The organism is Rhodanobacter sp. B04 (assembly GCF_002001125.1).
Lineage (GTDB): Bacteria > Pseudomonadota > Gammaproteobacteria > Xanthomonadales > Rhodanobacteraceae > Rhodanobacter.
Window position 1 is genome coordinate 571,395 of sequence record NZ_MUNV01000005.1, and the last position, 26,108, is coordinate 597,502.

The 26,108-nt window shown below is 65.4% G+C and carries 30 protein-coding genes and 1 tRNA gene; 12 read left to right on the plus strand and 19 right to left on the minus strand.

Annotated elements, in window-relative coordinates; translation table 11 throughout:
- Window positions 1-3: 3 nt before the first annotated feature.
- Both B0E46_RS02450 and B0E46_RS02455 read left to right on the plus strand, forming a co-directional pair.
- Window positions 4-984 carry an alpha-ketoacid dehydrogenase subunit beta gene (locus B0E46_RS02450; RefSeq protein ID WP_077554077.1) on the plus strand — a complete coding sequence of 327 codons (981 nt, stop codon included), beginning with the start codon at window positions 4-6 and terminating at the stop codon, window positions 982-984.
- 98 nt (window positions 985-1,082) lie between these two features.
- Entirely contained in the window at window positions 1,083-2,480 is a 1,398-nt protein-coding gene (locus B0E46_RS02455; RefSeq protein WP_077554078.1) for a dihydrolipoamide acetyltransferase family protein, read from the plus strand.
- A 64-nt stretch (window positions 2,481-2,544) separates the two neighbouring features.
- Here the strand turns inward: B0E46_RS02455 and B0E46_RS02460 are convergent, their stop codons facing one another.
- Both B0E46_RS02460 and B0E46_RS02465 read right to left on the minus strand, forming a co-directional pair.
- A complete protein-coding gene (locus B0E46_RS02460) occupies window positions 2,545-3,198 on the minus strand; it encodes a DUF6348 family protein (RefSeq protein ID WP_077554079.1) in 654 nt (217 codons plus the stop codon).
- A gap of 2 nt (window positions 3,199-3,200) precedes the next feature.
- Window positions 3,201-3,719 (minus strand): M48 family metallopeptidase, encoded by a 519-nt coding sequence (locus B0E46_RS02465; RefSeq protein ID WP_077554080.1) that lies wholly within the window; start codon window positions 3,717-3,719, stop codon window positions 3,201-3,203.
- Window positions 3,720-3,795: 76 nt separating this feature from the next.
- Between B0E46_RS02465 and B0E46_RS02470 the strand changes: the two genes are divergently transcribed.
- Window positions 3,796-4,179: a VOC family protein gene (locus B0E46_RS02470; RefSeq protein WP_077554081.1), complete on the plus strand. Its 384-nt coding sequence runs from the start codon at window positions 3,796-3,798 to the stop codon at window positions 4,177-4,179.
- A gap of 19 nt (window positions 4,180-4,198) precedes the next feature.
- Here the strand turns inward: B0E46_RS02470 and B0E46_RS02475 are convergent, their stop codons facing one another.
- The 10 genes from B0E46_RS02475 to B0E46_RS02515 form a co-directional block, all read right to left on the minus strand.
- Window positions 4,199-4,522: a hypothetical protein gene (locus B0E46_RS02475; protein ID WP_077554082.1), complete on the minus strand. Its 324-nt coding sequence runs from the start codon at window positions 4,520-4,522 to the stop codon at window positions 4,199-4,201.
- 35 nt (window positions 4,523-4,557) lie between these two features.
- A complete protein-coding gene (locus tag B0E46_RS02480; RefSeq protein ID WP_077554083.1) occupies window positions 4,558-5,922 on the minus strand; it encodes a tryptophan--tRNA ligase in 1,365 nt (454 codons plus the stop codon).
- Window positions 5,923-5,956: 34 nt separating this feature from the next.
- On the minus strand, window positions 5,957-6,871 hold the full coding sequence (gene rocF, locus B0E46_RS02485; RefSeq protein WP_077554084.1) for an arginase: 915 nt from the start codon (window positions 6,869-6,871) through the stop codon (window positions 5,957-5,959).
- 777 nt (window positions 6,872-7,648) lie between these two features.
- On the minus strand, window positions 7,649-7,891 hold the full coding sequence (locus B0E46_RS02490; protein ID WP_077554085.1) for a hypothetical protein: 243 nt from the start codon (window positions 7,889-7,891) through the stop codon (window positions 7,649-7,651).
- Window positions 7,892-8,174: 283 nt separating this feature from the next.
- The gene (locus B0E46_RS02495) at window positions 8,175-8,426 is read right to left on the minus strand and encodes a hypothetical protein (RefSeq protein WP_077554086.1); all 252 of its coding nucleotides are present in this window, start codon (window positions 8,424-8,426) and stop codon (window positions 8,175-8,177) included.
- A 142-nt stretch (window positions 8,427-8,568) separates the two neighbouring features.
- Complete coding sequence (locus B0E46_RS17155) at window positions 8,569-8,814, minus strand: hypothetical protein (protein ID WP_139350387.1); 246 nt, start codon at window positions 8,812-8,814, stop codon at window positions 8,569-8,571.
- Window positions 8,815-9,311: 497 nt separating this feature from the next.
- Window positions 9,312-9,387: transfer RNA gene (locus B0E46_RS02500), tRNA-Thr, on the minus strand.
- Between the two features lie 37 nt (window positions 9,388-9,424).
- On the minus strand, window positions 9,425-10,090 hold the full coding sequence (locus B0E46_RS02505) for an SPOR domain-containing protein (RefSeq protein ID WP_077554180.1): 666 nt from the start codon (window positions 10,088-10,090) through the stop codon (window positions 9,425-9,427).
- A 31-nt stretch (window positions 10,091-10,121) separates the two neighbouring features.
- Window positions 10,122-10,883 carry a type III pantothenate kinase gene (locus B0E46_RS02510; RefSeq protein WP_077554087.1) on the minus strand — a complete coding sequence of 254 codons (762 nt, stop codon included), beginning with the start codon at window positions 10,881-10,883 and terminating at the stop codon, window positions 10,122-10,124.
- The gene (locus B0E46_RS02515; protein WP_077554088.1) at window positions 10,880-11,869 is read right to left on the minus strand and encodes a biotin--[acetyl-CoA-carboxylase] ligase; all 990 of its coding nucleotides are present in this window, start codon (window positions 11,867-11,869) and stop codon (window positions 10,880-10,882) included. Before B0E46_RS02515 ends, B0E46_RS02510 begins: the two co-directional genes overlap by 4 nt.
- 224 nt (window positions 11,870-12,093) lie before the next feature.
- On the opposite strand from B0E46_RS02515, the gene B0E46_RS02520 reads away from it, so the two are divergent.
- Both B0E46_RS02520 and B0E46_RS02525 read left to right on the plus strand, forming a co-directional pair.
- Window positions 12,094-12,417 (plus strand): hypothetical protein, encoded by a 324-nt coding sequence (locus B0E46_RS02520; protein WP_077554089.1) that lies wholly within the window; start codon window positions 12,094-12,096, stop codon window positions 12,415-12,417.
- Window positions 12,418-12,428: 11 nt separating this feature from the next.
- Entirely contained in the window at window positions 12,429-13,223 is a 795-nt protein-coding gene (locus B0E46_RS02525; RefSeq protein WP_077554090.1) for a M90 family metallopeptidase, read from the plus strand.
- An 18-nt stretch (window positions 13,224-13,241) separates the two neighbouring features.
- On the opposite strand, the gene B0E46_RS02530 is transcribed toward B0E46_RS02525, so the two are convergent.
- The 4 genes from B0E46_RS02530 to dusA all read right to left on the minus strand — a co-directional run bounded on the left by B0E46_RS02530 (window position 13,242) and on the right by dusA (window position 16,728).
- Window positions 13,242-14,663 (minus strand): ATP-binding protein, encoded by a 1,422-nt coding sequence (locus B0E46_RS02530; RefSeq protein ID WP_077554091.1) that lies wholly within the window; start codon window positions 14,661-14,663, stop codon window positions 13,242-13,244.
- On the minus strand, window positions 14,629-15,321 hold the full coding sequence (locus B0E46_RS02535) for a response regulator transcription factor (protein ID WP_077439428.1): 693 nt from the start codon (window positions 15,319-15,321) through the stop codon (window positions 14,629-14,631). The genes B0E46_RS02530 and B0E46_RS02535 overlap by 35 nt, the downstream gene beginning before the upstream one ends.
- Entirely contained in the window at window positions 15,321-15,641 is a 321-nt protein-coding gene (locus tag B0E46_RS02540; protein WP_077554092.1) for a hypothetical protein, read from the minus strand. The genes B0E46_RS02535 and B0E46_RS02540 overlap by 1 nt, the downstream gene beginning before the upstream one ends.
- A gap of 82 nt (window positions 15,642-15,723) precedes the next feature.
- A complete protein-coding gene (gene dusA / locus B0E46_RS02545; protein WP_077554181.1) occupies window positions 15,724-16,728 on the minus strand; it encodes a tRNA dihydrouridine(20/20a) synthase DusA in 1,005 nt (334 codons plus the stop codon).
- A 228-nt stretch (window positions 16,729-16,956) separates the two neighbouring features.
- Here dusA and B0E46_RS02550 point away from each other — a divergent pair, with 228 nt between their 5' ends.
- From B0E46_RS02550 to B0E46_RS02560, 3 genes are all read left to right on the plus strand, one after another.
- A complete protein-coding gene (locus B0E46_RS02550) occupies window positions 16,957-17,733 on the plus strand; it encodes a ferredoxin--NADP reductase (RefSeq protein WP_077554093.1) in 777 nt (258 codons plus the stop codon).
- Window positions 17,734-17,861: 128 nt separating this feature from the next.
- Entirely contained in the window at window positions 17,862-18,344 is a 483-nt protein-coding gene (locus B0E46_RS02555) for a DUF456 domain-containing protein (protein WP_077554182.1), read from the plus strand.
- Between the two features lie 76 nt (window positions 18,345-18,420).
- The gene (locus B0E46_RS02560) at window positions 18,421-20,196 is read left to right on the plus strand and encodes a DUF885 domain-containing protein (RefSeq protein WP_077554094.1); all 1,776 of its coding nucleotides are present in this window, start codon (window positions 18,421-18,423) and stop codon (window positions 20,194-20,196) included.
- Between the two features lie 51 nt (window positions 20,197-20,247).
- Here the strand turns inward: B0E46_RS02560 and B0E46_RS02565 are convergent, their stop codons facing one another.
- The 3 genes from B0E46_RS02565 to B0E46_RS17610 form a co-directional block, all read right to left on the minus strand.
- On the minus strand, window positions 20,248-20,613 hold the full coding sequence (locus tag B0E46_RS02565) for a TfoX/Sxy family protein (RefSeq protein WP_254425018.1): 366 nt from the start codon (window positions 20,611-20,613) through the stop codon (window positions 20,248-20,250).
- A 2-nt stretch (window positions 20,614-20,615) separates the two neighbouring features.
- Window positions 20,616-21,284 (minus strand): hemolysin III family protein, encoded by a 669-nt coding sequence (locus tag B0E46_RS02570; protein WP_077554096.1) that lies wholly within the window; start codon window positions 21,282-21,284, stop codon window positions 20,616-20,618.
- Between the two features lie 288 nt (window positions 21,285-21,572).
- The gene (locus B0E46_RS17610) at window positions 21,573-21,719 is read right to left on the minus strand and encodes a hypothetical protein (protein WP_168171117.1); all 147 of its coding nucleotides are present in this window, start codon (window positions 21,717-21,719) and stop codon (window positions 21,573-21,575) included.
- Between B0E46_RS17610 and B0E46_RS02575 the strand changes: the two genes are divergently transcribed.
- From B0E46_RS02575 to cls, 4 genes are all read left to right on the plus strand, one after another.
- Window positions 21,718-22,383, plus strand: coding sequence for an energy transducer TonB (locus tag B0E46_RS02575; protein ID WP_077554097.1), 666 nt, complete (start codon window positions 21,718-21,720; stop codon window positions 22,381-22,383). The two genes, B0E46_RS17610 and B0E46_RS02575, sit on opposite strands and share 2 nt — an antisense overlap.
- Before the next feature lie 298 nt (window positions 22,384-22,681).
- Window positions 22,682-23,260, plus strand: coding sequence for a cysteine dioxygenase family protein (locus B0E46_RS02580; protein ID WP_077554098.1), 579 nt, complete (start codon window positions 22,682-22,684; stop codon window positions 23,258-23,260).
- Window positions 23,261-23,287: 27 nt separating this feature from the next.
- A complete protein-coding gene (locus B0E46_RS02585; protein WP_077554099.1) occupies window positions 23,288-24,655 on the plus strand; it encodes an FAD/NAD(P)-binding protein in 1,368 nt (455 codons plus the stop codon).
- 19 nt (window positions 24,656-24,674) lie between these two features.
- Window positions 24,675-26,066, plus strand: a complete 1,392-nt coding sequence (gene cls / locus B0E46_RS02590) for a cardiolipin synthase (RefSeq protein ID WP_077554100.1) — start codon at window positions 24,675-24,677, stop codon at window positions 26,064-26,066.
- Window positions 26,067-26,108 lie beyond the last annotated feature (42 nt).

The window sequence follows — 26,108 nt, forward strand, 5'->3', positions numbered from 1 at the left end:
GTCATGGCACAAATCACTCTCATCGAAGCGGTCACCCAGGCACTCGCCTATGAAATGGCGCACGACGACAGCGTCGTGGTGCTGGGCGAGGACGTCGGCCTCAACGGCGGCGTGTTCCGCGCCACCCAGGGCCTGCAGGAAAAATTCGGCGAACTGCGCGTGCTCGACACGCCGCTGGACGAAACCACGATTGCCGGCGTCACCGTCGGCCTCGCCGTGCAGGGCATGAAGCCCGTCGCCGAGGCGCAGTTCGAAGGCTTCATCTATCCGATGATGGAGCAGATCGCCTGCCACGCCGCGCGCATGCGCAACCGCACCCGCGGCCGCCTCACCGTGCCGGCCGTATGGCGCGCGCCGTGGGGTGGCGGCATCCGCGCACCGGAGCACCACTCGGAAGCGAACGAGCATCTGTTCACCAACATCCCCGGCCTGCGCGTGGTGATGCCGTCCTCGCCCGCGCGCGCCTACGGTCTCCTGCTCGCCGCGATCCGCGATCCGGATCCGGTGATGTTCTTCGAGCCCAAGCGCATCTACCGCCAGTACAAGGAAGAGGTGCCGGACGACGGCGAGGCGCTGCCGCTGGACGTGTGCTTCGTGCTGCGCGACGGCACCGACGTCACCATCGTGACCTGGGGCGCACAGGTGAAGGAAGCGCTGGAAGCCGCCGACGAACTGGCTGCGCAGGGCATCAGCGCCGAAGTGATCGACGTCGCCACGCTGACCCCGCTGGACTTCGACACGATTGCCGAATCCGTACAGAAAACGGGCCGCTGCGTGATCGTGCACGAAGCGCCCAAGACCGCTGGCTTCGGCGCCGAGATCGCCGCGCGCGTCGCCGAGGAGTGCCTTTACGACCTGCTCGCGCCGGTCGAACGCGTCACCGGCTTCGACACGCACATTCCGCTGTTCCGCCTGGAAATGAAATACCTGCCGAGCGTGGAACGCGTCGTCGACGCGGCGAAGCGTACGCTGGCGGCAAGCTGATCAGGCTCGGGAACGGGAAATAGGGAACGAGGAACATGAAGTTCTCGCGAGCCCAACCCGTTCCCCGTTCCCTATTTCCCATTCCCGGATGAAATTCCATGGCTGATATCAAGACGTTCTACCTGCCCGACCTCGGCGAAGGCCTGCCCGACGCGACCATCGTCGAGTGGCACGTGAAGGTGGGCGACAGCATCAAGCTCGACGCGCCGCTGTGCTCGATGGAAACCGCCAAGGCGGTGGTCGATGTGCCTTCGCCCTACACCGGCAAGGTCACCAAGCTGCATGGCGCCGCCGGCGACATCATCGAGACCGGTTCCGCGCTGGCCGAGTTCGAGCCCGATCCGAACGCGAAGCAGCGCGCCGAGGCCGAGTCCACCGGCCATCATCACGGCCCGAAGAAGAGCGCCGGCAGCGCGGCCGCGGACGACAGCCACAAGGCGGTCGCGTCCGATGACGGCGGCGAGATCGAAAGCGGCGGCAACGATCGCGAAGACGAAGGCACCGTGGTCGGCGCGATGGTCAGCGGCAGTCACGTGCACGTCGAGCAGGCCGCCAGCATTGGCGGCGTGAAGGCGGTACCGGCCGTGCGCGCGCTGGCGAAGAAGCTCAAGGTCGACCTGACCCGCGTACGCCCGAGCGGTGCCGACGGCGTCGTGACCATGAAGGACGTCAAGGACGCCGCCGCGAACGGTTCGGCCGCACTCGGCGCAGCACCGGCACGTGCCGTGCCCGCTTCTGCCGGTCGCCACCTGGCACCCGAGCTGCCGCAGCCTGGCCAAGCTCCACAAGAACAGGCACGCACACCGGTATCGCTCGCTGGCAAGCCGGTGCGTACCGCGCCGCCGTCGCAACAGGCCAGCGGCCAACCGGAACAGTTGAAGGGTGTCCGTCGCAACATGGCTCGCGTGATGGCCGACGCCCATGCCCAGGTCGTGCCGACCACCCTGGTCGACGACGCCGACCTGCATGCCTGGATCGGCAAGCAGGACATCACCGCCCGCCTGATCCGCGCGATCGTGTCGGCGTGCAAGACGGTACCTGCATTGAACGCCTGGTTCGACGGCAAGAACCTCACCCGCACCCTGCATCCACATGTCGACATCGGCATCGCGGTGGACACCGACGATGGCCTGTTCGTGCCGGCGCTGCGCAACGCCGACGTGCTCGACGGTGCCGGCATCCGCGCCGCGATCAAGCGCCTGCGCACGCAGGTCGAGGATCGTTCGATCCCGGCCTCGGAGCTGTCCGGCTACACCATCAGCCTGTCGAACTTCGGCATGTTCGCCGGCCGTTACGCCACCCCGGTGGTGGTGCCACCGACCGTCGCCATCATCGGCGCCGGCAAGCTCAGCCACGACGTGGTCGCGGTGATCGGCGGCATCGAGGTGCATCGCCGCATGCCGCTGTCGCTGACCTTCGACCATCGCGCCGCCACCGGCGGCGAAGCCGCGCGCTTCCTCAAGGCGATGCTGGACGATCTGGCGCTGCCGAACTGAGTTGAGTTGTCATGCATCAACAAGCAGGGCGCCTTCGGGCGCCCTGCTTGTTTCCGGCGGCGGGTCAGTAGTCGCGCACGTCCAGCAGCATGAAACAGCGCGCGCTGTAGTCGTACCCGCTCACCGGCCACGCGACGGAATCAAGCGCAAGCGTCCCCGCGGTCCAGGGTTCGTTGTCGAGCAGCACTTCGCAACGCGCATTGCCGTCCGTTCCGTGCTGGTGCACCAGCCGCAGCCAATGCAGTTCCGGTGCCAGTACTTCACGCTTCAATGCGGTTTCGATCGCCGAAAGTGCTTCAAGCGGAATGGGCACAGCGTTTTCGTCGGCACCGCGCACGGTGAACGGGCCGATGAATACGTCCCACGCGCGCACGCCAATATCCCAAGCGGTGATCCGCATCTTGCGGTCGTCTGTGACGTACCAGCAGGCCGCAAGTAGCAGATGGAAAATATTCTGCTCGAACGCGCGCAGGGCATCGCGGCAACCGGCGTCACCACCACCGATACCGGCGAAGCTCTCCTCGATACGACGCTCCTCGCTCAGCACCACGTCGATATCGAGACGGCCCGGCTCGCCGGCGGCGCCCTCATGCCACTCGGCACGGATCGCCGGAAAGTCGTCGTCGGTGACCAGCCAGCCGTCTTCGTCCGCCTCTAGTTCGACATCATGCCGCTCGAACAACCGCAGCAGGTATTTCTGTAGCGCCGCACTATCCATCGTCATTCTCGCTTGTCCGCATCGACCGCTGCGGGTAGTTCGCGCCAGGTCAGATACACGCGCAGATCGAACTCCCGTTGATGGTAATCCGGCAGCATGTACTGGCACAGCTGGTAGAACGCCTTGTTGTGATCCAGCTCTTTCAGGTGCGCCAATTCATGCACCACGATCATCTGCAGGAATTCAGGCGCGGCAGCCTTGAACAGCGCCGCCACACGAATTTCCTTTTTCGCCTTGAGTTTTCCGCCCTGCACGCGCGAGATCGCGGTATGCAGCCCCAGCGCGTTGCGCACCACATCGAGTTTGCTGTCGTACAGCACCTTGTCGATGCCCGGCGCATTTTTCAGGTACTGCTGCTTCAGATCCATCGTGTAGGCGTACAGCGCCTTGTCGCTCTGCACCGCATGGCGATCCGGATAGCGCTTCGCCAGGTGCTCGCCGAGGCGCTGCTGCGCGATCAGCTGGCGCACCTTGTCCTGCAAAGTGGCGGGATAGGCCTGGAGATACTTGAGCGGCATCATGGGCGGTATTCTCGCATTGCGCCGGGTTCACGCGTGCCGGCGTGGAAGGGACGCCCCGAATCCAGCGGAGATCATCATGCACCACAGCCGACTCAGCACCCTCGTCCTCGACTGCTGCGGCGACGATCTCGCCGCGGCCACCGCATTCTGGAGCCAGGCGCTGGGCAAGCCTGTCGCCAATTCCGATCAGGACGGCGACGGCAAGTACGCTGAACTAGGAACCGACGCGGATGAGCCGATCATCCTGCTGCAGAGGGTGGATCACCCCAGCCGCGTGCACCTGGATATCGAGACTGACGATCTGGAAGCGGAAGTGGGCCGGCTGGAGCGACTGGGAGCAAAGCGGGTGTCCTTCATGCGCGGGTGCTGGTGGGTGATGGAGGCGCCCAGCGGCCACCGCTTCTGCGTGGTGCGCCCGCAACGCGATGCCTTCGGCCCTCACCTCAATCGCTGGGACTGACGGCGACCGGCCGTCGAAATCAGCGACGGCGTCCCCAGCAGGCGTGGCGCAACAGCATCGCCAGCACCAGCACCGCGGCAAACGCACCGTAGCCATACAGTGCCGGCAGGACCTGCTGCCAGATGCCCCCGCTCGCGCGACCAAACCGGTCGACCGGCGGCAGCTCGACCATGTCGAAACCGATCACCGCGCATTGCACCGCGCCGATCATCGCCAGCAGCAGGGCCACGAAATCGAAAATGCGCCGGCCCGACGTCCGCGGGAGGCTTTTCGGATAGGCCCAGTAAGCCCAACACAGGATCAGCAGCCACGGTGCCAGCAGCAGGATGGCCAGGTAACGCATCGATCAATCACTCCGTCGGCTTGAGCCGCTGCACATCAATCCTGCGCAGCGAGCTGATCCAGCGCCTGGCGCAACTGCGCCAGTGCCTCATCACGTGATTGCTCATCGCGGTAATCGGGCGTGCTGGCGACCTGCACACCGTCCAGATCCAGGATCATGCCCTGGGGCTGGATCTGCAGCACCGCACCGGCGGCACCCAATGTCTTGAGGCGTTTCTGCAGCGCCCCAGCCGCCTTCGGATCGGCGAACGGGATCGACAGCAGCAACTCCTCCCCTTCCGCGGAGAACAGGCGAAAACGGAACTTACCATCGGCATCGCGGAAACTGGCGAAGCGCGGCATTTTGTCCTGCTTCGTGGCCGTCTTCGGCGGAGCCGCGGTGGTCGCCGAGGTACCGGCCGAACGCAACCCCAGCGCATCGCGCAAGGCGGCAAGCTTCGGTGTGGCGATCGCGCGGGCCTTCTGCGCGCCCTGCTGCAGGATCGCCTCGATGGCGGCCGGATCGGCCATGAACGCCTCGTAGCGTTCACGCATCGGCGCCACATCGGTCTCGATGCGTTCGTACAGCACCTGCTTCGCGTCGCCCCAACCCAAGCCGTCCAGCAGCGCCTGGCGGAACGCTGTCGTCTCGGCCTCGCTGGCAAACGCACGGAAGATGGTGAACAGCGCAGCGCTGTCCGGATCCTTCGGCTCGCCCGGAAGACGCGAGTCGGTGACGATGCGCATGATCGTCTCGCGCAAGTGCTTCTTGCCACCGGCGAACAGCGGGATCGTGTTGTCGTAGCTCTTGGACATCTTGCGGCCATCGAGCCCCGGCAAGGTCGCCACCTGCTCCTCGATCAGCGCCTCCGGCAACACGAAGAACTCGCGGCCGTGGATATGGTTGAAACGCTGGCCGAGGTCGCGCGCCATCTCGATGTGCTGGATCTGGTCACGACCCACCGGCACCTTGTGCGCATCGAACGCGAGGATATCGGCCGCCATCAGCACCGGATACATGTACAGGCCGGCAGTGATGCCGGCATCGGCGTCCTCACCGGTCTCCGTATTCCGGTCCACGGCTGCCTTGTACGCGTGTGCGCGGTTCAACATGCCCTTGGCGGCGACGCAGGTGAGGAACCAGGTCAGCTCGGGAATCTCCGGGATGTCCGACTGCCGGTAGAAAGTGACGCGTTGCGGGTCCAGTCCCGCAGCCAGCCAGGTCGCGGCGATCTCCAGCCGCGAGCGCTCGATGCGCGCCGCGTCGTCGCTCTTGATCAGCGCGTGATAGTCGGCCATGAAATAGAACGCATCGACATCGACGCGCCGGCTGGCCTCGACGGCCGGGCGGATCGCGCCCACGTAATTGCCCAGGTGCGGGGTACCGGTGGTGGTGATGCCGGTGAGGACTCGAGTCTGCATAGGTTTCGCTTGTAATGTCTTCGGGCCGGTGCACTCAGCGCAGCAGCGTGGATTTGCCAAACAGCGACTCGACCAGGTCCACCGCCAGCTTGGCGGTCTGGTTGCGCTTGTCGTACGCCGGATTCAACTCGACGATGTCCAGCGACGCCATGCGGCCGGTGTCGGCGATCATCTCCATGCACAGCTGCGCCTCGCGGTAATCCGGACCGCCACGCACGGTCGTGCCGACGCCGGGGGCGATGCTCGGATCGAGGAAATCCACATCGAAGCTCACGTGCAGATGGGTATTTCCGTCGACGCCGGCCAGCGCCTCTTCCATGACGCCCTTCATGCCGATCTCGTCGATGCGACGCATGTCGAACACGCTCATGCGTGCCTCGCGCACCAGCTGCTTTTCGCCCTCGTCCACCGAGCGGATGCCGATATAGCGGAAAACATCCGGCGTGGTTGCTGGTGTGTTGCCGCCGAGTCCGGTCAGTTCGGCCGGCCCGGTGCCGCACAGGCAGGCCACCGGCATGCCATGGATATTCCCCGACGGCGTGGCCTGCGCGGTGTTGAAGTCGGTGTGAGCATCCAGCCACAGCACGCGCAGCCGCTTGCCTTGGTCGTGGCAGTGTCGCGCCACCGCCGAGATCGAACCGATCGCCAGGCAGTGATCACCGCCCAGCATGATCGGCAGGCGTCCGGCTTGAAGCTCCTGGTGAACAGCCGTATAGACAGCCGTATTCCATACCGCGACTTCATCCAGATGACGATAGCCATGTGTGGGCGGCTGCCACGGATTGAGCGGCCCCTGCAAATTGCCGCGATCGACCACGGTCAGTCCGCGACGCTCCAGCCTGGCGGCCAGATTGGCTACCCGCAACGCTTCCGGACCCATCGCGGCACCGCGATGTCCGGCACCGATATCGGTCGGCGCGCCGATCAATGAAACGATCCGTTTGTTCATCAGATGAGTACCTGCCTGTGGCATCCAACCGGCGCAGGCCGATGCCGGCGCACAGCCGGCATCGTTGTAATGGCGACGACCCACGACATGAGCCAGCGCGAGCTGATCGGAGTTTACCGGAACGGGCCGATCGGCGCCGTGCGAGCCTGACGGAAGGAGCTATGCTCAAAGCCGAAGCGCGCTTGAAGATGGCCTGCGGCGCAAGCGAATCCGAAACGAGGACACTAGACCTCGGCCACTGCACCCGACTGGGCGCCACGGCTACGAAGGAACGACGGCAATCTAATTGGGTTCAAGCTGGCGGTTTCGCGCCAGCTCATCCTCACGGCGCGACCGTGCACCGGAACTCCAAGAGACTAGGTCGCGACCGGTGGCTACCTCCGCAGCCCCCGTATCTGGAACAACTTTCCCCAACAGCGTCCCTGCAAACAACCACACTCCCCGCCAGAAGGCGGAATGAGCAAGCAGCGCGTGCATGTAGTTCACCCTTCCGCTGCCCCTGTGCAGCGGTCAGGCGGACTTTAGCAAATTTTTACGCCTTGCGCACATTCTTGCAATCTCATGACAAACACCCCCAAGCAGCTGGTGAGTGGTCTCTGCAAACCAGCCGGCTGGCGCGACCTGCCTGGACCAAGATCGGGCCCGTGCACTTGTCCACCGAGTCCCCTTGCGGCAATCACCCGGGCTCGACCACGACGCAAGCCACGCTCGCAAAGTGCATGGGAAGGTATGCAATCGCGTGCCTGCCAATGCGCCAATGCAAGCAGCTGTCAAGAATCACGCTGCCTTGGCGGGAGCTGATATATCCGAATCAGCGTAACGAGCCAGATCGATAACAAATTCCGCACAAACCATCTCGACACAGACTGTGCGACCAGAACTGGCATATTCCTCGCGCGCAAGCCCACGGGCCAGGCGGATTGCATGCGCAAGGCGCAATCCATCAAACAGCACGGTCGAGCCACTGCTGATGCACCACAAACCGTGGCTACTTTCCTTGATGGTCAAAACAACACGCATCGTTGCACCCTCCAGCAAAGGAATGCCCGGATATGCGACGCCTCCCCAGGACGCTCATGAAATCCGGGATTGTTCCAGCTTCGTTGCTGCCACGCGTGGCGTATGTCGGCGGCGGCCTACAGCCGACGTCCGGCTGTGCCGTCGCGCTGACTATTCGTGCCGTACCGCCGCTGGGTCGGTCACAAAGAGAACCCGCGCAACTCCGGCATTGGCACGCACTACCAGGCATGCGCCTGGTTCGCGCTGATGCATGCTCCACGGCAGCGAATGCCGTGTCGTCCGCTCAGCGATAACCGGACAGGCTGTGCTGTTGCGGATCCGGCACGCGTCCATATTTGGCCAGAACGATCGGATCCGAATATATGCCGCGATCCGTATCGGCGCCCTGTGCATACACCAGCACACCCTCACATTGGCTGGCCAACTGTTCGCCGCAGCGCCGTGCAAACTCTTCCATACCGTGCAGCACCGGTTTCCCAGGCAAGACGGCACCATCCACTGCATGAAAGCCTTGCACTACATAGAGCGTTTGCATGATCCGGCCTCTTGGCTAGCCATGCTCAGCAGCGTGCCGGCACCGAAGTGCATGAGTTGCGACGAAGGCGTTAAACGCTGGTTGCGCGTTCAGCCATACGTTCATGTACTCGACAACTCCTGCCTATGGGCCGCCCAAGATATCAACGAACAGTAAAGAGCTCGCGTCGATGCCCTGCCCCTGCCGCTGGCTCGGCATAGAAGCCGTCTGAAAAATCATCCTGAATCCACACCGACCTTGAATAATTTCCCGGGCGAACGCCAAGGGCGCTGCTGGATCGCTGCGCACCGAATGACCAGTGCATGACAAGCACGATGCTGCGTTGAAATTGATCTGTGATGCAGATCACAAATTCATGCGCGGCGATATGGGTAAATGTGATTTGCATCACCTATGTAGCTAACCACTGCCGCCGTGAGGCGATCACCGTCCCATTCCCCCTAGCCCTATAGATGGATCAAGCCCGCTTCGGCGGGCTTATTTTTTATTCTAGATGCAGCTTGGATGCGAATACCTTGAAGGCTGCACACGCCGCATAAACCGGTCACAGACGCATCGAAGCTCCAGTTCGATCGCTCTCGGCCGCGGCCGTTTGTCGTCGGCGCACCCATGGACACGGCTCAAACGACTATACGGACTGCGCGTGCAGACCGATGCGACATCGGTATGAATCCGCGGGCGCGGACGACAGGTACTTGATACCACGCGATGCACGGCGCGAGGCGCAAAACGGGACCGGCTTTCCCGCGAGGGCATGCTCGGAAGCCGATCAGGCAACATGCCATCCGATAGTTTTCAGCTGGGTCGGCAGGCACATGCCAACCGTGTGAGGCCGCTGAAATGGCAGGCGATCGCCGAACCAAGGTCGCACGCGATGACCGGGAATGGTGCCGGCAGCAGGAATCGAACCCGCGACCTACTGATTACAAATCAGTTGCTCTACCAACTGAGCTATGCCGGCGAAAGTCAGCAATTCTAGCAGGCTCCATCGTGCGTACTCAAAAACAGCCGGTGCTGTGCGAACCAATGCCGCTGGCACTGATCCTGCTGCGCCAGTCGAAGCGGCTGCCGTCGGGTACCACCAGGTCGAGCCAGTATTCGGGCACGCTTTCGCTGCGTTCGCTCATGCGGGCGGGAAAGCCGGCGGCGACCACCTGGTCGCGGCGGTTGCGTGCATTGGCTGGATCCTTGAACACCCCAAGGGAAATGGTGTTGGGCTGATCCCCGGAACTGACCACAAAGTAGTCGTTGAGATTATGCGCGCCGAGTTGTCGAGCCTGCTCCAATGCCTGCGCGCGGCTCGCAGCAGCCGGCAGATACACCCACCAGCCGCTGGTCAGACTGGTCTGCTCCTGGCGCGAACGCATGCGCGTGACCTGGGCGGTCAGCGCCTGTCGTGCATTGCGCAGGTCCTGCGGCGTGGAGAACGGCCCCAGCGCAAGGCAGCTATAGCTGATGGCCGGTGACGCGCCAGCCACGCTCGACCCTGCAGCTGGCATGCCGGTTGTGCCGGCAGCGACCGGCAGCTCCGACAGCAGGCGCAGCTCCGTCACCCCGGAGTCGGTCGGGTTACCGCCGCGGGCGTACGGCTGGCCCAGCAACAGCCATGCACCCACAGCAATATTGAGGGCACTCAAGAGCACAAACAGCAGACGCAGGAACATCGAACCCCCATCACCGGCAGCAACCCACATTCTATCCGGGCGAGGATGCTGGCACTTGCGCATCGGCCCACAATGCCAGGCCGCGCAGTACGCCATCGTGGCTCAGCCGTACCGGCAGCGAAAGCAAGGGCAGCAAGGCCTCCGCATCACCACCGCCCAGCACCAAGGATGCCGAGCCGCCCAGCCGCGGCGCCATGTGGGTGGCAAAGCGTTCAATCAGGGCCGCCGCCGCCTGCCAACAACCCGAGGTCACCGCATCGGCCGTGTTGTCCGCCAGCTCCAGAATTTCGCCGGGGCGTTCCGGCCGTACCCGTGCCGTGGCGCCCTGCAAGGACTGCTGCATCAGCTGCGGCCCAGGTGCGATCAAGCCACCCAGATGCTGGCCGGCTGCGGTCAGCGCATCCAGCGTCAGCGCCGTCCCGACGCCTGCCAGAACGCATGGTGCAGCCCCATCGGCATGCGCTGCCACCATGGCCAGAAAACGATCCACGCCCAGACGCTGCGGCTCGGCATAGGCATTGCGCACGCCACAGGCGCTGACTGGTGTCCGCAACCAGTTCGGCTCACGCCCGAACTGCCGTACGGCGCTGGTTGTCACCACGGCCTCACGCACGCTGTCGACCACCGAGCCGGCGGCGATCTGGTCAGGTCGCGGCAGCGATGACCAGGCCAGCTGCAAAACCACAGCGACGTCCTCCTGCCAACCTACCGCACCATGCGCCAGCCAGGAGCCAGGTTGCGCCTGCAGTGCCCACTTCAGTCGCGTATTGCCCAGATCGAGCAGCAGCCTCATGCGCGTCGCACCGTGACATCCCCGCTATCGATCGAACGCAGGCTTCCATCGGCCAGACGTACCTGCAACGCACCACGGTGATCCACGCCGGCGCCGATGCCACCGAACATGCCAAGCGAACCGCTCAACTGCAGCGGCTGGCCATGCAGGAGATCGTGTCGGCCATAGTCGGCGACAAAGCCGGCAAAACCGTCGCGCTCGAATTGCTCCAAACCCTCCACCAGGCCAGCGATCAGCGCTGCAGCCATGCGGTTACGGTCCGGTGGCGTGCCGCCAGCCAGCGCAGCGATATCACTGGCTGGTTGCCCGGCCTGCGCATGCAGTGCCGGGGTCAGCCGCAGGTTGAGGCCGATCCCGATGATGGCCGCACACGGACCTTGGTATTCGCCGCTCAGCTCAACCAGGATGCCGCCCAGCTTGCCGCCCGGGCGGCCATCCTCGATGGCCAGCAGATCATTCGGCCATTTCAGACCGGCGCCGGCGATGTCCAGCGACTCCATCGCGCGCAGCACGATCACGCCGACCGCCAATGACAGGCCGCTCAACGCGGCAAACCCCGATTCGAAGCGTTTGAGGCAGGACAGATACAGGTTCAACCCCGGCGGCGACAGCCATTTGCGTCCACGCCGCCCGCGGCCGGCGGTCTGCGTCTCGGCCAGCAGCACACTGAAATCCTTCGCCACGGCACCACGCCGCTGCAACTCGCTGGAGGTCGAATCCAGCTCCCAGTGCACCTCCAGCGCACCCAGTCGGCGCGCCAAGGTGGGCGGCAGCATGGTGCGGATCAGCTTCGCATCCAGCATCTGCAGCGACCATGGCAGCCGGTAACCGGCCGCACCGCGCGCCTCGATCGGCACACCACGGGCCCGCAGGACCTCGACCTGCTTCCAGATCGCGGCACGGGTCACGCCAGCCTGTTCGGCCAGGCTGGTACCGGAGAGCGGTTCACCCGCGGCAAGCATGGCCAGCAACTGCGCCGGCTGCATCAGCCCGCACCACCCAAAGGAACGGCCACAGGCCAGTGGCTGCGATAGTCAGGGAGATTCGGCAGGATGGGCATGCACGAATTCTAGCCCGGCCAGTACGGCACGCGGCATGCCGTCGCGGCGGAGCCTCATGGCAAATGGCTATCCGGGCGCAGCACTGGCAGCGCAACGATGTTTCTGAGACGATCCAAGTCTTCGCTTGCGGGTCAGGGAGTTCGATCGCCATGCGCGCCACACACTGGCTTATCGGTTGCACCTTGTGCATTGCCGGCATCGGCAGCGTCTGCGCAACGAGTCTGGATGCCCAGGAGCTGGACAACACCCAGCATGCGACTGCCGACAGCACCAGCTCGCGAGACAGCAGCGCGGGGGGTGGCGATGCGCTGGGGCTAACGCGGGATACACCGTCGCGCGGTAGCGCCAGCGAAAGCTCGGGCAGCGCCTCCGGCAACGGCAGCGATCGCTCCAACGGCACCTCCTCAGCACCGGCACCCTCTCGCCAGCCACATCTGGGCTGGCAATCGCTGCTGCCTGGATCCATCCAGTAACATCAGGCGCCATGCCAGGACGTTGGTGGCAATCACTGCGGGCACGCTTCGAACCTGCGCCGATTGCCGACCCGTTGTGGCGACGTGCGCTGATGGCTTGCCCGCTGGCACGTCGACTGGATCCCGAACGACAGCATCAGCTGCGCCGACTCGCCACGCTATTTCTGGCCCGCAAACATTTCCACGCATTGGCGGGCGCCGTGCTGGACGACTACTGGCGGCTGCTGATCGCCATGCAAGCCTGTCTGCCGGCGTTGCAGCAGGGAGCCGGCAGCCTGCGCGGCTGGCGCGACGTGCTGATTTATCCGGGTGAGTTCAAGGTACGTCGCAGCCATCACGATGATCGCACCGGTTTCGTCACCGGAAGCGACGAGACACTGGCGGGCGAAGCGTGGCAGCGCGATCCGCTGGTGCTGTCGCTGGCCGACGTGCAACTTGACCTGGAGCAGCCGTGGGACGGCTACAACGTGGTCGTGCACGAGATGGCACACAAGCTGGACATGCTCGACGGGCCGCCCGATGGCGTACCGCCGCTGGTGGAGATTCCACGGCGACGCTGGATCGAGCAGTTCCAGCATGCCCACGATCGCCTGCTCAGCACGCCGACAGACAATCACGAAAGCCCGATCGATCACTATGCGGCGGAAAGCGCCAGCGAATATTTCGCCGTGGTCAGCGAGTTGCACTACTCGCAACCCGCACTACTACGCAAGGCCGAGCCGGCGGTCGCGGAGTTGCTGGAAGCGTTCTACGGCCGTTCACCGGCCGAGGGCTGCGAACCGCCCGGATTCTGTCGCGCGCGGTGAACCCAGCTGTTTGTCTCGTCAACTCGCCGCCAAAGTCACACTGAACCGGGCACCACCGAACTCCGGCGAGCGATCGACCACCAGTTCGCCCTGATAGGCATGCACGATGTCCTGCACGATCGACAGGCCGATGCCGTGGCCTTGCACGCGCTCGTCCCCGCGCACGCCACGCTGCAGCACTTTCTCGATCTTGTCCTCGGCGATGCCGGGGCCATCGTCCTCCACGCTCATGCGCAGGCCGGGCCGCTGGCGCCCCGGTTGCGGCTGCATCTTCACTTCCAGCAGCACGCGGTGGCCCGCCCATTTGAAGGCGTTCTCCAGCAGGTTGCCCATCAGCTCCAGCAGGTCGCCCTGCTCGCCGTAGAACACGGCGCCATCCTCGATATCGAACTCGCACAGTACATTCTTCGAGGCATGGACCTTCTCCAGGCTCTGCACCAGATCTTCGGCATGGGCAGCGATCGGCACCGCACTGGCAAAGGTCTGCCGACCGGACGTGGCGGCGCGCGAGAGCTGGTAGGCCACCAATTCGTCCATTCGCCGCACCTGCACCAGTACGCCGTTGCGCCGCGAGGATTCGTCGCCGGTGGCCGACTCCAACTGCGAGCGGATCACCGCCAGCGGGGTCTTCAAGCTGTGCGCGAGGTCGGCCAGCGTGTGCCGGTAGCGGGTACGCTGTTCGCGCTCGTTGGTGATGAAGGCATTGATGCGCTCGGTCAGCCCGGTCAGCTCGAGCGGATACTGGCTGTCCAGTTGCTCGCTGTCGCCGTGCTCGACCCGGCTCATGTCGCTGGCCACCTTGCGCAGCGGAGTCAGGCTCCAGCGCAGCAGCAGCAGCTGCAGCACGATCAGCATCACCCCGAGGATCGACAGCCAGACCACCAGCGTGCGCCGGAACACCGCGTTGTCGCCCTCGAACTGCGCCTCGGTCTGCGCCACCGTCATGGTGAGGTTCACCGATTTCTTCTCCTCGGTGTCCAGCGCCACGCCATAGCTGTAGTAGTACAGCCGACCCATGCGCGTATCGATGGGGCCGACGAACTGGTCCTGGCCCGGCTCAAGCAGCTTCAGGAAACTGAAATCGCGCCCGATCGCCGACGACGATTCCCAGTGGAAGCCGTGTTCGCCCACCGCCACCGCATACAGCCCGGAGCCGGGTTGCGAGAATTTCGGATCGGGCAGCGTATCGTTCGGCGGCAGCAGCTTGCCGTTGCGGTTTACGTCGGTGTTGGTGATGTAGGCGATGGCGAAATTCTGCAGCCGGTCGTGCATCGCGGTCAGCGCACGTTCCTTGTTCGCCTGCGACAGGGTCAGCCCGACCAGACCGAGGAAACCGGCCAGCACGAAACCGGTGGCGATCGCCGCGCGGGCCGCCAGTGACAGCGGCCGGCCCGGCGAGCCAGGCTCATTCGTCGTCGCCGTCGGTGCGCGGGATGGCAAAGCGGTATCCGCGTCCACGTACCGTCTCGATGGGTTTGAGGGTGCCTTCCGGATCGAGCTTGCGGCGCAGGCGGCCGATGAATACCTCGAGCACGTTGGAATCGCGGTCGAAATCCTGCTGGTAGATGTGTTCGGTGAGGTCGGCCTTGGAGACCAGCTCGCCGGCATGCAGCATCAGGTATTCCAGCACCTTGTACTCGTAGCTGGTGAGGTCGACCAGCTTGCCTTCCACCGTCACCGTCTGCGCGGTGGTGTCCAGCTTGATCATGCCGCAGGCCAGGATCGGCTTGGACCAGCCGCTGGCGCGGCGCACCAGCGCGTTGATCCGCGCCAGCAGCTCCTCGACATGGAACGGCTTGACCAGATAGTCGTCGGCGCCGTACTTCAGCCCCTCGACCTTGTCCTGCCAGCTGCCGCGCGCGGTCAGGATCAGGATCGGGTAACGCTGGCCCGCCTCGCGCAAGGCCTTGACCAAGTCCATGCCGGACATCTTGGGCAGGCCCAGGTCGATGATCGCCAGATCGAACGGCACCTCGCGGCCGAGGTAGATGCCCTCCTCGCCATCCTGCGCCGCATCGACCGCAAAGCCGTCACGCTTCAGGCGTGCCGCCAGCGTCTCGCGCAACGGCGCCTCGTCCTCCACCAACAGGATGCGCATCAGTGTCTCTCCTTGCTGCCCGCGTTCTTCACGGGCGGGTTCTTGGTTGACTGTGCCGGGACTGAATTCTTGCTCGCCTCGGAGGAAACCACCAACTTCTGCACATGCCCGTCCGGCGTGAGCACCTTGATGAAATACTTTACCCCACGACCCACGCGGTGCTGTTCGGCCGACAACACCTTGCCGCCGGTTTCCTGCTGCACCTTCAGCACCGCCTGATCCAGCGTGATCCCCGGCTCGGCCGACTGTGCCGATGCCGTCGCCGCGGCAACCAGCAGCCATATCAGCAGAACGGGAATGAAGTTTTTGTGGGTTGTCATGCGTGAAGATCCCGCCCGGCAGAAGCCGAGGCGCTCAGCGTAGGCAATCGGGGCTGAATACTGACCTGACGGCCGTCGGCTGTCACGCGGCCACCGAGCATGGCGCCAGCGCCTGCTCAAGCAGGGCCCAGCCGGCCCCGGGCAGATGCGCCCCTTCGCTCAGGGTGCGCCGAAACGCGCGCGCCCCCGGTTCGCCCTGGTACAGCCCCAACAGATGCCGGCTGATGTGCTTGAACGCGGTGCCGCGCGCCAGCTCCGCCTCCACATACGGGCGCAGGTGACGTAGCACCTCGTCGCGCTGCGGCAGCGGCTCGTCGTACAGCGCCGCCTCGACCTGCGCCAGCAGGTACGGATCATGATACGCGGCACGCCCCAGCATCACGCCATCCAGCTGGGCCAAATGCGCCCGCACCTGCTCGACCGTGGTGACGCCGCCGTTGATCACCACGACCAGCCCCGGGAATTCGCGCTTGAGCCGATATACGCGCTCGTAGTCGAGCGGCGGAATCTCGCGGTTCTCCTTCGGCGACAAGCCTTGCAGCCACGCCTTGCGCGCATGCACCACCAGCACCCCGACGCCGGCTTCCAGCATCGTCTCGGTGAAATGCTGCAGGCCGGCGTAGTCGTCCTGGTCGTCCACGCCGATGCGGCACTTCACCGTCACCGGCACGCTGACCGCGTCGCGCATCGCCTTCACGCAGTCGCCGACCAAGGCCGGTTCGCGCATCAGGCAGGCCCCGAAGCGGCCGGACTGCACCCGATCCGACGGACAGCCCACATTGAGGTTGATCTCGTCGTAGCCGGCCGCGGCGCCGAAGCGCGCCGCCTGCGCCAGCTCATGCGGGTCGCTGCCGCCCAGTTGCAGGGCGACCGGATGCTCCTGCTGGCTGTGCTCGAGCAGGCGCAACTGCCTGCCGCGCACCAGCGCCGCGCTGGTCACCATCTCGGTGTACAGCCGCGCATGGGGCGACAGCAGGCGGTGGAAATAGCGGCAGTGACGATCCGTCCAGTCCATCATCGGGGCGACGCAGATACGCCAGTCGTCGGCAGGGAGAGGGCTGGTTCGTGGCGAAAGCGGGATGGACATGCCGCCATTGTAGTAGCTGGCAGCCGCCGGCTCGCCGCAGGGCGGCAGGCACAGGCGCCATGCGACCCGTTCGCGTATCCTTGGCCGCCAGTCGCCGAGCTCGACCCGGCGCTCGCAAGGCACCGCGGCCATGCCGCCCTCCCCGCGAATCCCTGCCTCCGGCCTGACGGAAGGACAGGCGTGCAAACCCCGACATCCCGATACGGCAACCCGACGAGACAACCCACCATGGTGGCAATGGCGACCGAGCACGTGATCGACGTGCAGCACTGGAACGACACCCTCTTCAGCTTCCGCACCACGCGCGATCCCGGCTTCCGTTTCGACAGCGGGCAATTCGTGATGATCGGGCTGGAGACGGATGGGCGTCCGCTGATGCGCGCGTATTCGATCGCCAGCGCGAACTGGGAAGAACACCTGGAGTTCTTCTCGATCAAGGTGGCCAACGGCCCGCTCACCTCGCGCCTGCAGCACCTCAAGCCCGGCGACCCCCTGATCGTCACGCGCAAGCCCACCGGCACCCTGGTGCTGAACGACCTGAAGCCTGGCCGGCATCTGTACCTGCTAGGCACCGGCACCGGGCTGGCACCGTTCATGAGCATCATCCGCGATCCGGACACCTACGAACGTTTCGACAAGATCGTGCTGGCGCATGGCGTGCGCCACATCAACGACCTCGCCTATGCCGATTACCTCGAGCACGAACTGCCGCAGCATGAGTACCTCGGCGAACTGGTGCGCGAGAAGCTGATCTATTACCCCACGGTGACGCGCGAGCCGTTCCGCAACCGCGGTCGCATTACCGATGCGATCGTCGACGGCGTGATGAGCGAGGTAACCGGCCTGCCGCCGCTGAATCCCGCAACCGACCGCGCAATGCTGTGCGGCAGTCCCGTGATGCTGGACGACCTGTGCGCGCTGCTCGACGGCCGCGGCTTCCAGGCTTCGCCGCGTACGCGCGAACCGGGTGACTACGTGATCGAGCGGGCGTTCGTGGAGAAGTAGCGCAAGGTCAAGAAGTGAGTGAAGAGGAGTGAGAGAAGCTGCGCCCTGATGCTCTACCTCTCGATATCTCACCCCCTCTTCACTCGTTTCTGCTCCAATGCCGCCACCACCGCCCCGGGACCCACATGATGGACCTTGCGTTATACGTGCTTGCCGCCCTGCTGATCGTCGGTGGCCTGGCCGGTGCGGTACTGCCGTCGCTGCCTGGGATCCCGATGATCTTCGGCGGCATCTGGCTGGTCGCCGCGGTGGACGGCTACCGGCATCTGGGGCTGTGGTGGCTGCTGATCATCGGCACGCTGGGCGGCATCGGGGTGATCATCGATTTCGTCGCCAGCACCCTCGGCGCCAAGCGCGTCGGTGCCAGCAAACTGGCCTTGTGGGGAGCCACGGCAGGCACCCTGGCCGGGATGTTCTTCGGCATCCCAGGCCTGCTGTTCGGGCCGTTCCTCGGCGCGCTCGCCGGCGAACTGGCGTCCGGCACCAGCGTGCTGCGTTCGGCGCATGTCGGGCTTGGCACCTGGCTTGGCCTGCTGTTCGGCACCCTCGTCAAACTGGTGCTCTCCTTCGCGATGGTCGGCCTGTTCGGGGCAGCGATGCTGCTCAGCTGAGCGCCACGACGTTCGGCACATGGCGCCGGGCCGGCGCACTCTCCTAGGCTGGGCCACCTCCTCGGGAACCGTGCCCATGTCCAAATATCTCGCCATCGCCATGGCAACCGCGCTGGCTGCCGCCGGTTCGGTCCATGCCCAGACCACCACGCCCCCCGCCTGGGTCGCGCGCAGCAATGCAGACGCCCAGGTGCTGCTGGATACGCTGGCTCGCTTCAGTCCGGAGTTCGCTTCGCAAATCGGCGTCCCCGGCTACGACGACAAGGTCGCCGACCTCAAGCCCGGCATCGACGCACGCTCGCGCGCGGCGCTGGTGGATGCCAAGGGCAAGCTGGAAAACATGCTGGCGACCGAAAAGGACGCCAACGTGCAGCAGGATCTGCAGATCATGATCGATGCCACCGCGCAGCAGATCGAGGGCATCGACCTCAACGCGAAATACCTGCTGCCGTTCCAGGATGTCGGCCAGCTGATCTTCGGCGGCGAATTTGCCCTGTTGAAGGACGACGTCGACGCCAAGCGTCGACCGTCCGCGCTGGCCCGACTGCAGTGCTACATCGGCAAGACGCCCGGTTGCACGCCGATCACCCAGCTGGCCGAGGCACAGACCACCGAGCGGCTGGGCAACAAGGCCCTGCTTGGCCCCTACAAGGGCCAGGTCGAGCAGCAGCTGGAGAACACCTCGCACTACGTCGACGGCATCCGCCAGCTGTTCACCAAGTACAAGCTGGACAACGCCGAGGGCAAGGCCGCGCTGGATACGCTCGCGCAACAGTTGAAGGATTACGACGGCTGGGTGCGCACCACCGTGCTGCCGCATGCACGCACCGACTTCCGCATGCCCGAACCGCTCTATGCCTACACGCTCAAGCAGGTCGGCATCGACATCCCGCCGCAGGAACTGATGAAGCAGGCGGAACTGGAATTCGTCGAGATGCGCGGAGCGATGCAGATGCTTGCGCCGGTGGTGGCGAAAGCCGAGGGCATCGACGCCACCGACTACCGCGACGTGCTGAAGGCGCTGAAGAAACAGCAGCTGCCGAAGGACCAGGTGCTGCCGTGGTACCACGAAGTGCTCGGCCAGATCGAGGCGATCATCCGCCGCGAGCACATCGTCACCCTGCCCCAGCGTGCGATGCAGATGCGCCTGGCCTCGGATGCGGAGAATGCGCAGATCCCGGCGCCGCACATGGACCCGCCGCCATTCATCAACAACCACGGCGAGAAGGGCACGTTCGTGCTCAGCACCGGCCAGCCGGCGAAGGCAGGCGACACCAGCCAGAGCTACGACGACTTCACCTTCAAGGCCGCGGCATGGACGCTCACCTCGCACGAAGGCCGCCCCGGCCACGAGCTGCAGTTTGCCGCCATGCTCGAACGCGGCGTGTCGCTGGCGCGCAGCCTGTTCGCCTTCAACAGCGTCAATGTGGAGGGCTGGGCGCTGTATTCGGAATCGGAGATGCTGCCGTATGAGCCGCCGGCTGGCCAGTTCGCCGCGCTGCAGGCCCGCATGATGCGCGCCGCGCGCGCCTACCTCGATCCGATGCTCAATCTCGGCCTGATCAGCAAGGAACGGGCGAAGGACGTGCTGATCCACGACGTCGGCCTGTCCGAGCCGATGGCGCGCCAGGAAATCGATCGCTACACCTTCAACAGCCCGGGCCAGGCCGCATCGTATTTTTACGGCTACATGCGGATCCAGCAGCTGCGGCTGGAAACCGAGCTCACGCTGGGGCCGAAATTCGATCGCATGGCATTCAACGACTTCGTGATCGGCCAGGGCCTGCTGCCACCGGCCCAACTGGCCGAGGCGGTGCGCACGCAATTCATCCCCGCACGTCAGAAACACTGAACCCGTCGTGGCGGCAGGCTCCAGCCTGTCGCCACGATGCCACCCCGTCATTCAATGACGGGGCGCAAGTCCTGAGCGCCGTTGCGCAGCGCGCACCTGCCCGCTTCTCGCCAGCCAGCCGGCAAGCGCTGCCGTATCGCGACATACTGCCGAAGGCACGATGATGTAATGCCGGCTCGGCGCCGCACCTGGCTTGGCGATCAGTCGCGATGCACCTTCAAGCCCCAGCAGTGCCGACTGATCGGCCGGCGCGAGTTTCAACGCCAACCCGTCCAACGTCAGCCATGCGCATGGCTGCTCGCCCAGAAATGCCATCAGGCCGCCGAACATCGGCTTGAAACGCAGGTCGTGCGGCCGGCCAAGGTGGGTGGCAGCATCCTCGAGCTCGCGGCGCATCGCCTGCAGCGCAACCGGCATGCTCACGCCGGCGCATCGGGAAGCACGTACAGCAGGACGGCGAGGAAGTGCAGCACGCTGCCGGCCAGCACGAACGCGTGCCACAACGCATGGTGATAGGGCAGCCGCCGCCACAGATAGAACGGTACACCCAGCGTATAGGCCACACCGCCGCCGATCAGCAGCAGCATGCCACCGGTCTGCAGGTGTGCACTGAGCGGCTTGAACGCGATCATGCCGATCCAGCCCATGCCCACGTACAGCAGCACGGCCAGCTTGTGATAGCGCCGCAATAGACCCAGCTCCAGCGCGATGCCGGCCAGCGCCAGCGCCCACACCGCCACGAACAGGCTCCAGCCCCAGGCGCCGGGCAGTGCGATCAGGGTGAACGGGGTGTAGGTACCGGCGATCAACAAGTAGATCGCCATGTGATCAAGTGCGCGCAAGGCCGGCTTGGCCGCGGCCACGGAAATCGAGTGGTACAGGGTGGATGCGGTGTACAGCAACACCAGCGAGGCACCGAACACCGCACAGGAGACCACCGCCAGCGCATTGCCGTGCAGCGCGGCAAACGCCACCAGCGTGGCCAGCCCGGCGATGCTCAGGACAATGCCGATGCCGTGGATGACGCTGCTGGCAAGTTCATCACCGAAGCTGTAGCGCGGCACGACAGTGCCGGATGTGGCGGACATGGGGAAACTCCTGGCAAGGCGCGGTACTACCCAACGCCGCCCCTACCTTACCCGGCACACCGGCGCTTGCATACCGATGGCCACGGTCCAGCCGCCACGCCAGCGGACAAGCGCTGCGTTAAATCCCCCTTCACCCCAATTGCACGCCATCCGCATGCACTGCCGACGACACTGCCGCCGCGGATGCAACCCATCCCCCTGCCATCCGCGTTCTGCCCTGCCTCCCCGCAGGGCATTTTTTTGCCGAACGCAGCCGCTGTTGCCACCAGCCCGGCAAGCGAGCCGCACTCAAAAATTCCCGATATGGACGTCCAGCCGTCCACTTGCGCAATAACCTGCAACAGGCATACGCTGCAATTGCGCCCGCACGATCCCCCTGCCCTTGCGCAGCGTGACGGACGCAACATCCCAAACTGCCGTCAGGAGGTCGCTCATGTCGTCCGCAGGCCTGGCTGTTGCTCGTCGCCCCGATCCCACACGCATCGCTGCGCTCAGTGCCGCGATCGCCCTCAACCTTGCCGTCATCTTGATCGCCACACGGCCCATCATGCCCGCGCAGCTGGCTGCGATTCACACGCTGGCGCCCGCACAACAGATCCACTTCATCGATCCTCCGGCCAAGGTGACGCCGCCGCCAGCGATTGAACTGAAGCCCTTGAAGCAGCCCAAGGCCTTGCCGCAGGCACGCCAGCAGCCGATCCCGCTAACCACGCCACCCGTGGTGACACCCAGCATTGACGGACAGGTCGCCGTCCCGCCGGCGACCATGCCGACCCTGCGTCCCACCGGCATCGGCACCGCACCGACGGCTTCAGCACCGGTCGAGGCAAGCCTGGCTTATCGCTCGGCGCCACTGCAGTTCCCGGTCCAGGCCATGCGCCAGCATATGCAGGGCACCGTGCTGCTGCGCGTATTGGTGGATGAGAGCGGCAAGCCGGTGGATGTGCAGGTGGAACACGGCAGCGGCTATGCCCTGCTCGATCGCAGCGCACGCGAACAGGTGCTGGCCGGCTGGCGCTTTCAGCCGGCACTGGTGAACGGCCAGGCAGTGCGTGCATGTGCACGCGTCCCGGTGAGCTTCGCACTGCAGGAACAATAGGTCCGACAAACGGAAGGCCCGGCCGACAAACACATGCCGACCGGGCCCTTCCACGGCAACCACTCAACTGAATCGCAGGTCCCTGCGCATCACCTGCCGGGTCGCACCGCACGCGGTGCGCGGCAACCCGAACCGCCACCATGAAAGCGTTTCGAGGCCACCGGCGCAGGCCCAGCATGGACGTCTCGCACGTCCGGCGCATGGTGCAAAAGTCATGGTAGAAACCCGCCATCGGCTTACACGTCTTTAACGACGGCCATGCTCCACTGATGCTCAGTTACCCTGTAGAGCTTCATGCATGGGCAAGCACAGCCGCACCCTGAAAACGCTGCGCGAGATCGCGCTTGAGTACGGCAGCACCGAGCAACCGGATCTGGCCACGATGGCACGTGAACTGGGCCGCGTGGTGCACCAGAATGCGGCGACGCTGGCCAACCGCCTGGCCCCGTTGCGTGCACGCCAGCGCGGCTTCGAACGCTGGTTGCTGGCCGAGCGCAACAAGCCGGCACTCAGCGTGCTGGTCATGGCATGGCCCCCGAACCACCTCACCCCGGTACACGACCACGCCGGTTTGTGGGGGCTGGAAGTGGCCCTCGCCGGCGCACTGGAAGTGCAGTCGTATGCACGCGACCAGGCCTCGGGCGACCTGCGCATGCTGGGCCGCGACTGGCTCGGCCCAGGCGATGGCACCTGGTTCGAAGGGGACGAAAACCACGCGCACCGCTGCCGCAATCTGTCGAAGCACGATACCGCGCTGACCCTGCACGTCTACGGCGGCAGCCTGGAGCAGTTCTTCGCATACGAACAGGCCGGCCCTGCCGGCAGCTGGATCGCACAGCCGCAGTACAGCCGCATCGCCGGCCGCCTGCGCGGCTGACCGTACGCCACTCACACAGGTAATTTCATGTTTCGACGGGTCGCCATCATCGGCGGCGGTGCCGCGGCAGCGACCTTGCTCGGCGAACTGCTGGAGCGCCAGCCACCGCAACCGCTGCATCTGGACTGGTATGCCGGCGCTACCGCTGCGCCGGGGCGCGGCGTCGCGTATGGCACCCGCTCGGATCGCCATCTGCTGAACGTGCGGGCGGCATCAATGAGCATGTTCGCCGGCAAGCCACGCGGCTTCCTGGACTTCCTGCAGCGCGACGACCCGGCGATTGCCGGCACCGATTTCCTGCCACGCCGCCGTTACGGCGACTATCTCGAGGCGGAAATCGTGCGCGCGCTGGAGCAGGGCAAGGCGCACGGACACGATGTCAACATCATCCCGTTCACCGTCGATGCGCTGGTTCCCGAAAGCGATGGCGTCACGCTGATCCACGGCGAGGAAAGCCATCGGGCCGACGCCGCCGTCCTGGCACTCGGCGCGTTGCCGCCGCAGCCGCTCGGTGGCGTCAACGCCGCCTCGCTGGAGAGCGGTCGTTATGTGATGGATCCGTGGCAACTGCTGGCCGATGCGGCGAACATCCATCCGCCGCCGCGCAAGGTGGCGCTGATCGGCCTGGGGCTGACCGCCGTCGACGTGCTGCTGGAACTTGCCGCGCAATGGCCACAGACCGAATTCACCGCGATCTCCCGCCATGGCCTGCTGCCCACCGCGCATCTGTCCAGGGCCACGGCACCGACCGATGACGGCGCCGAGCTGATCGCCTCAATGCGCGACGCGCCTGAGATCCATCGCTGGCTGCACCTGCTGCGCGAAGCATGCGCACAGGAAACCGACTGGCGCCCGGTCATCGATAGCCTGCGACCGCATACCTCCGGCTTGTGGCATGTGCTGCCGCTGGAGCAGCGCGCGCGCTTCCTGCGTCATGCACGCTGGGCCTGGGAACGCATGCGCCATCGCATGCCACCGCAGGTACTCGACTCGATCACGGGCCTGGAACAGGCGGGCCAGCTGCAACGTCAACGCGGTCGCGTGCAGTCGGTGGAGCTTGTCGACGATGCTCTGCAGCTCACCCTCAACCATGCCGGCGAGACGCGCACATTGCAAGCCGACCTGGTGATCCAGACCGTCGGCCTGGATACCGACGTGCGCCGTACCCGGCATCGACTGGTGCGACAACTGGTGACCAACGCGCACATCGCGGCCGATCCGCTCGGCCTGGGCGTCCAGGCCGACGCGACGGGCCGCCTGCACCACAACGGCGGCAGCTGGCAGCACCTGTTTGCCATCGGCAGCCTGTTGCGCGGTACGCTGTGGGAGTCCACCGCCATGCCGGAGATCCGCCAGCAGGCCCGCAACCTCGCCGATCAGCTACTGGGCGACTAGCCGGCTTGCGCAGCCTGCCATGACCGCCAGCGTGCTCACCACCTGCATCCTCCTGCTGCACCTGCTGGGCGCCTTCGCAGCGATGCATGCGGTGATGCGCACACGCACGCCGCAGGGCGCCATCGGCTGGGCACTTGGCCTGCTGCTGCTGCCGTATGTCACCTTGCTGCCCTACCTGTACCTCGGCTCCAGCCGCTTCCTGGGCTACCGCACCGGGCGGCGGCGGCGACCGGCGCCGCTGTCGCCGGTCAGCACGGACGGGCACGCCATCGATCCGGGTTGTGCCCGCTTCGCCGCGATCAGCGCCCTGCAGGGGCGTCCGTTCCGCGGCGGCCACCGGCTGCGGCTGCTGATCGATGGCGAAGCCGCGTTCGACGCCATGCTGGCGACGATGGCCGCCGCGGAAAGCTACCTGCTGGTGCAGTTCTTCATCATCCACGACGACGGCCTCGGCCGCCGGCTGCAGCAGGTGCTGCTGCAACGCGCCGCGGCCGGCGTGCGCGTGTGCGTGCTGTTCGACGGCGTCGGCAGCCACGACCTGCCGCGCCACTACGTCGACACGCTGCGCGCCGGCGGCGTGGCGATCCACCCGTTCGCGACCCATCGCTGGCGCAACCGCTTCCAGCTGAATTTCCGCAACCACCGCAAGATCGTGGTGGTCGACGGCAGCTGCGCCTTCGTCGGCGGCCTCAACGTGGGCGACGAATACCTGGGCCTGAAACCGCCGCTGGCGCCGTGGCGGGATACCCAGCTGGAGCTGCGTGGATCGGCGGTCGCCGATCTGCAGCAGCGTTTTGCCGAAGACTGGCAATGGATCACCGGCAACCTGCCGCCAATGCTGCCGCCAGCGCCCGGCGCGGGCGATGCCAGCGCGCTGATCGTGGCCAGCGGTCCGGCCGATGAACTGGAAACCGGCTCGCTGTTCTTCACCGCCGCCATTCACGCCGCACGCGAGCGCGTATGGCTGAGCACGCCGTACTTCGTGCCGGATCACGCGGTGCGCTCGGCGCTGCAACTGGCGGTGCTGCGCGGGGTCGACGTGCGCGTGCTGATCCCGGCGCGGCCCGACCATCGCACGGTTTTCCTCGCCTCCACCCTGCACGCCTACCATGCCGTGCGCACCGGCATCCGCATGTTCCGTTACCAGCCCGGCTTCCTGCACCAGAAAGCGCTGCTGATCGATCATGACAGCGCGGCGATCGGCAGCATGAACCTCGACAGCCGTTCGTTCCGGCTCAATTTCGAAGTCAGCGCCCTGATCGTCGACCGGGCGTTTGCCGGCGAGGTGGAAACCATGCTGGCGGCGGACTTCGACCGCGCCCGTGCCATCGACGAACACGAATACCGCGACGCAAGCTATCTGCGCCGGGTAGCCATGCACGTGGCACGGTTGTTCGATCCGGTCCTGTAGGCGATGGCGGCGGCGCCACGCCGAAGCCGTTCATGCCGGCCG

What these genes read in the sequence shown, in the direction of transcription:
- dusA (WP_077554181.1), bottom strand. Translation starts at nt 16,728, where the DNA reads ATGTCCATCCCGCTTTCGCCACGAACCAGCCCTCTCCCTGCCGACGAC.
- B0E46_RS02525 (WP_077554090.1), top strand. Translation starts at nt 12,429, where the DNA reads ATGCCAGGACGTTGGTGGCAATCACTGCGGGCACGCTTCGAACCTGCG.
- B0E46_RS02470 (WP_077554081.1), top strand. Translation starts at nt 3,796, where the DNA reads ATGCACCACAGCCGACTCAGCACCCTCGTCCTCGACTGCTGCGGCGAC.
- B0E46_RS02490 (WP_077554085.1), bottom strand. Translation starts at nt 7,891, where the DNA reads ATGCGTGTTGTTTTGACCATCAAGGAAAGTAGCCACGGTTTGTGGTGC.
- B0E46_RS02465 (WP_077554080.1), bottom strand. Translation starts at nt 3,719, where the DNA reads ATGATGCCGCTCAAGTATCTCCAGGCCTATCCCGCCACTTTGCAGGAC.
- B0E46_RS02575 (WP_077554097.1), top strand. Translation starts at nt 21,718, where the DNA reads ATGTCGTCCGCAGGCCTGGCTGTTGCTCGTCGCCCCGATCCCACACGC.
- B0E46_RS17610 (WP_168171117.1), bottom strand. Translation starts at nt 21,719, where the DNA reads ATGAGCGACCTCCTGACGGCAGTTTGGGATGTTGCGTCCGTCACGCTG.
- B0E46_RS02520 (WP_077554089.1), top strand. Translation starts at nt 12,094, where the DNA reads ATGCGCGCCACACACTGGCTTATCGGTTGCACCTTGTGCATTGCCGGC.
- B0E46_RS02560 (WP_077554094.1), top strand. Translation starts at nt 18,421, where the DNA reads ATGTCCAAATATCTCGCCATCGCCATGGCAACCGCGCTGGCTGCCGCC.
- B0E46_RS02495 (WP_077554086.1), bottom strand. Translation starts at nt 8,426, where the DNA reads ATGCAAACGCTCTATGTAGTGCAAGGCTTTCATGCAGTGGATGGTGCC.
- B0E46_RS02565 (WP_254425018.1), bottom strand. Translation starts at nt 20,613, where the DNA reads ATGCCGGTTGCGCTGCAGGCGATGCGCCGCGAGCTCGAGGATGCTGCC.
- B0E46_RS17155 (WP_139350387.1), bottom strand. Translation starts at nt 8,814, where the DNA reads ATGCAAATCACATTTACCCATATCGCCGCGCATGAATTTGTGATCTGC.
- B0E46_RS02540 (WP_077554092.1), bottom strand. Translation starts at nt 15,641, where the DNA reads ATGACAACCCACAAAAACTTCATTCCCGTTCTGCTGATATGGCTGCTG.
- B0E46_RS02455 (WP_077554078.1), top strand. Translation starts at nt 1,083, where the DNA reads ATGGCTGATATCAAGACGTTCTACCTGCCCGACCTCGGCGAAGGCCTG.
- B0E46_RS02515 (WP_077554088.1), bottom strand. Translation starts at nt 11,869, where the DNA reads ATGCAGCCGGCGCAGTTGCTGGCCATGCTTGCCGCGGGTGAACCGCTC.
- B0E46_RS02555 (WP_077554182.1), top strand. Translation starts at nt 17,862, where the DNA reads ATGGACCTTGCGTTATACGTGCTTGCCGCCCTGCTGATCGTCGGTGGC.
- B0E46_RS02505 (WP_077554180.1), bottom strand. Translation starts at nt 10,090, where the DNA reads ATGTTCCTGCGTCTGCTGTTTGTGCTCTTGAGTGCCCTCAATATTGCT.
- B0E46_RS02460 (WP_077554079.1), bottom strand. Translation starts at nt 3,198, where the DNA reads ATGGATAGTGCGGCGCTACAGAAATACCTGCTGCGGTTGTTCGAGCGG.
- B0E46_RS02450 (WP_077554077.1), top strand. Translation starts at nt 4, where the DNA reads ATGGCACAAATCACTCTCATCGAAGCGGTCACCCAGGCACTCGCCTAT.
- rocF (WP_077554084.1), bottom strand. Translation starts at nt 6,871, where the DNA reads ATGAACAAACGGATCGTTTCATTGATCGGCGCGCCGACCGATATCGGT.
- B0E46_RS02475 (WP_077554082.1), bottom strand. Translation starts at nt 4,522, where the DNA reads ATGCGTTACCTGGCCATCCTGCTGCTGGCACCGTGGCTGCTGATCCTG.
- B0E46_RS02580 (WP_077554098.1), top strand. Translation starts at nt 22,682, where the DNA reads ATGGGCAAGCACAGCCGCACCCTGAAAACGCTGCGCGAGATCGCGCTT.
- B0E46_RS02550 (WP_077554093.1), top strand. Translation starts at nt 16,957, where the DNA reads ATGGTGGCAATGGCGACCGAGCACGTGATCGACGTGCAGCACTGGAAC.
- B0E46_RS02480 (WP_077554083.1), bottom strand. Translation starts at nt 5,922, where the DNA reads ATGCAGACTCGAGTCCTCACCGGCATCACCACCACCGGTACCCCGCAC.
- cls (WP_077554100.1), top strand. Translation starts at nt 24,675, where the DNA reads ATGACCGCCAGCGTGCTCACCACCTGCATCCTCCTGCTGCACCTGCTG.
- B0E46_RS02585 (WP_077554099.1), top strand. Translation starts at nt 23,288, where the DNA reads ATGTTTCGACGGGTCGCCATCATCGGCGGCGGTGCCGCGGCAGCGACC.
- B0E46_RS02510 (WP_077554087.1), bottom strand. Translation starts at nt 10,883, where the DNA reads ATGAGGCTGCTGCTCGATCTGGGCAATACGCGACTGAAGTGGGCACTG.
- B0E46_RS02570 (WP_077554096.1), bottom strand. Translation starts at nt 21,284, where the DNA reads ATGTCCGCCACATCCGGCACTGTCGTGCCGCGCTACAGCTTCGGTGAT.
- B0E46_RS02535 (WP_077439428.1), bottom strand. Translation starts at nt 15,321, where the DNA reads ATGCGCATCCTGTTGGTGGAGGACGAGGCGCCGTTGCGCGAGACGCTG.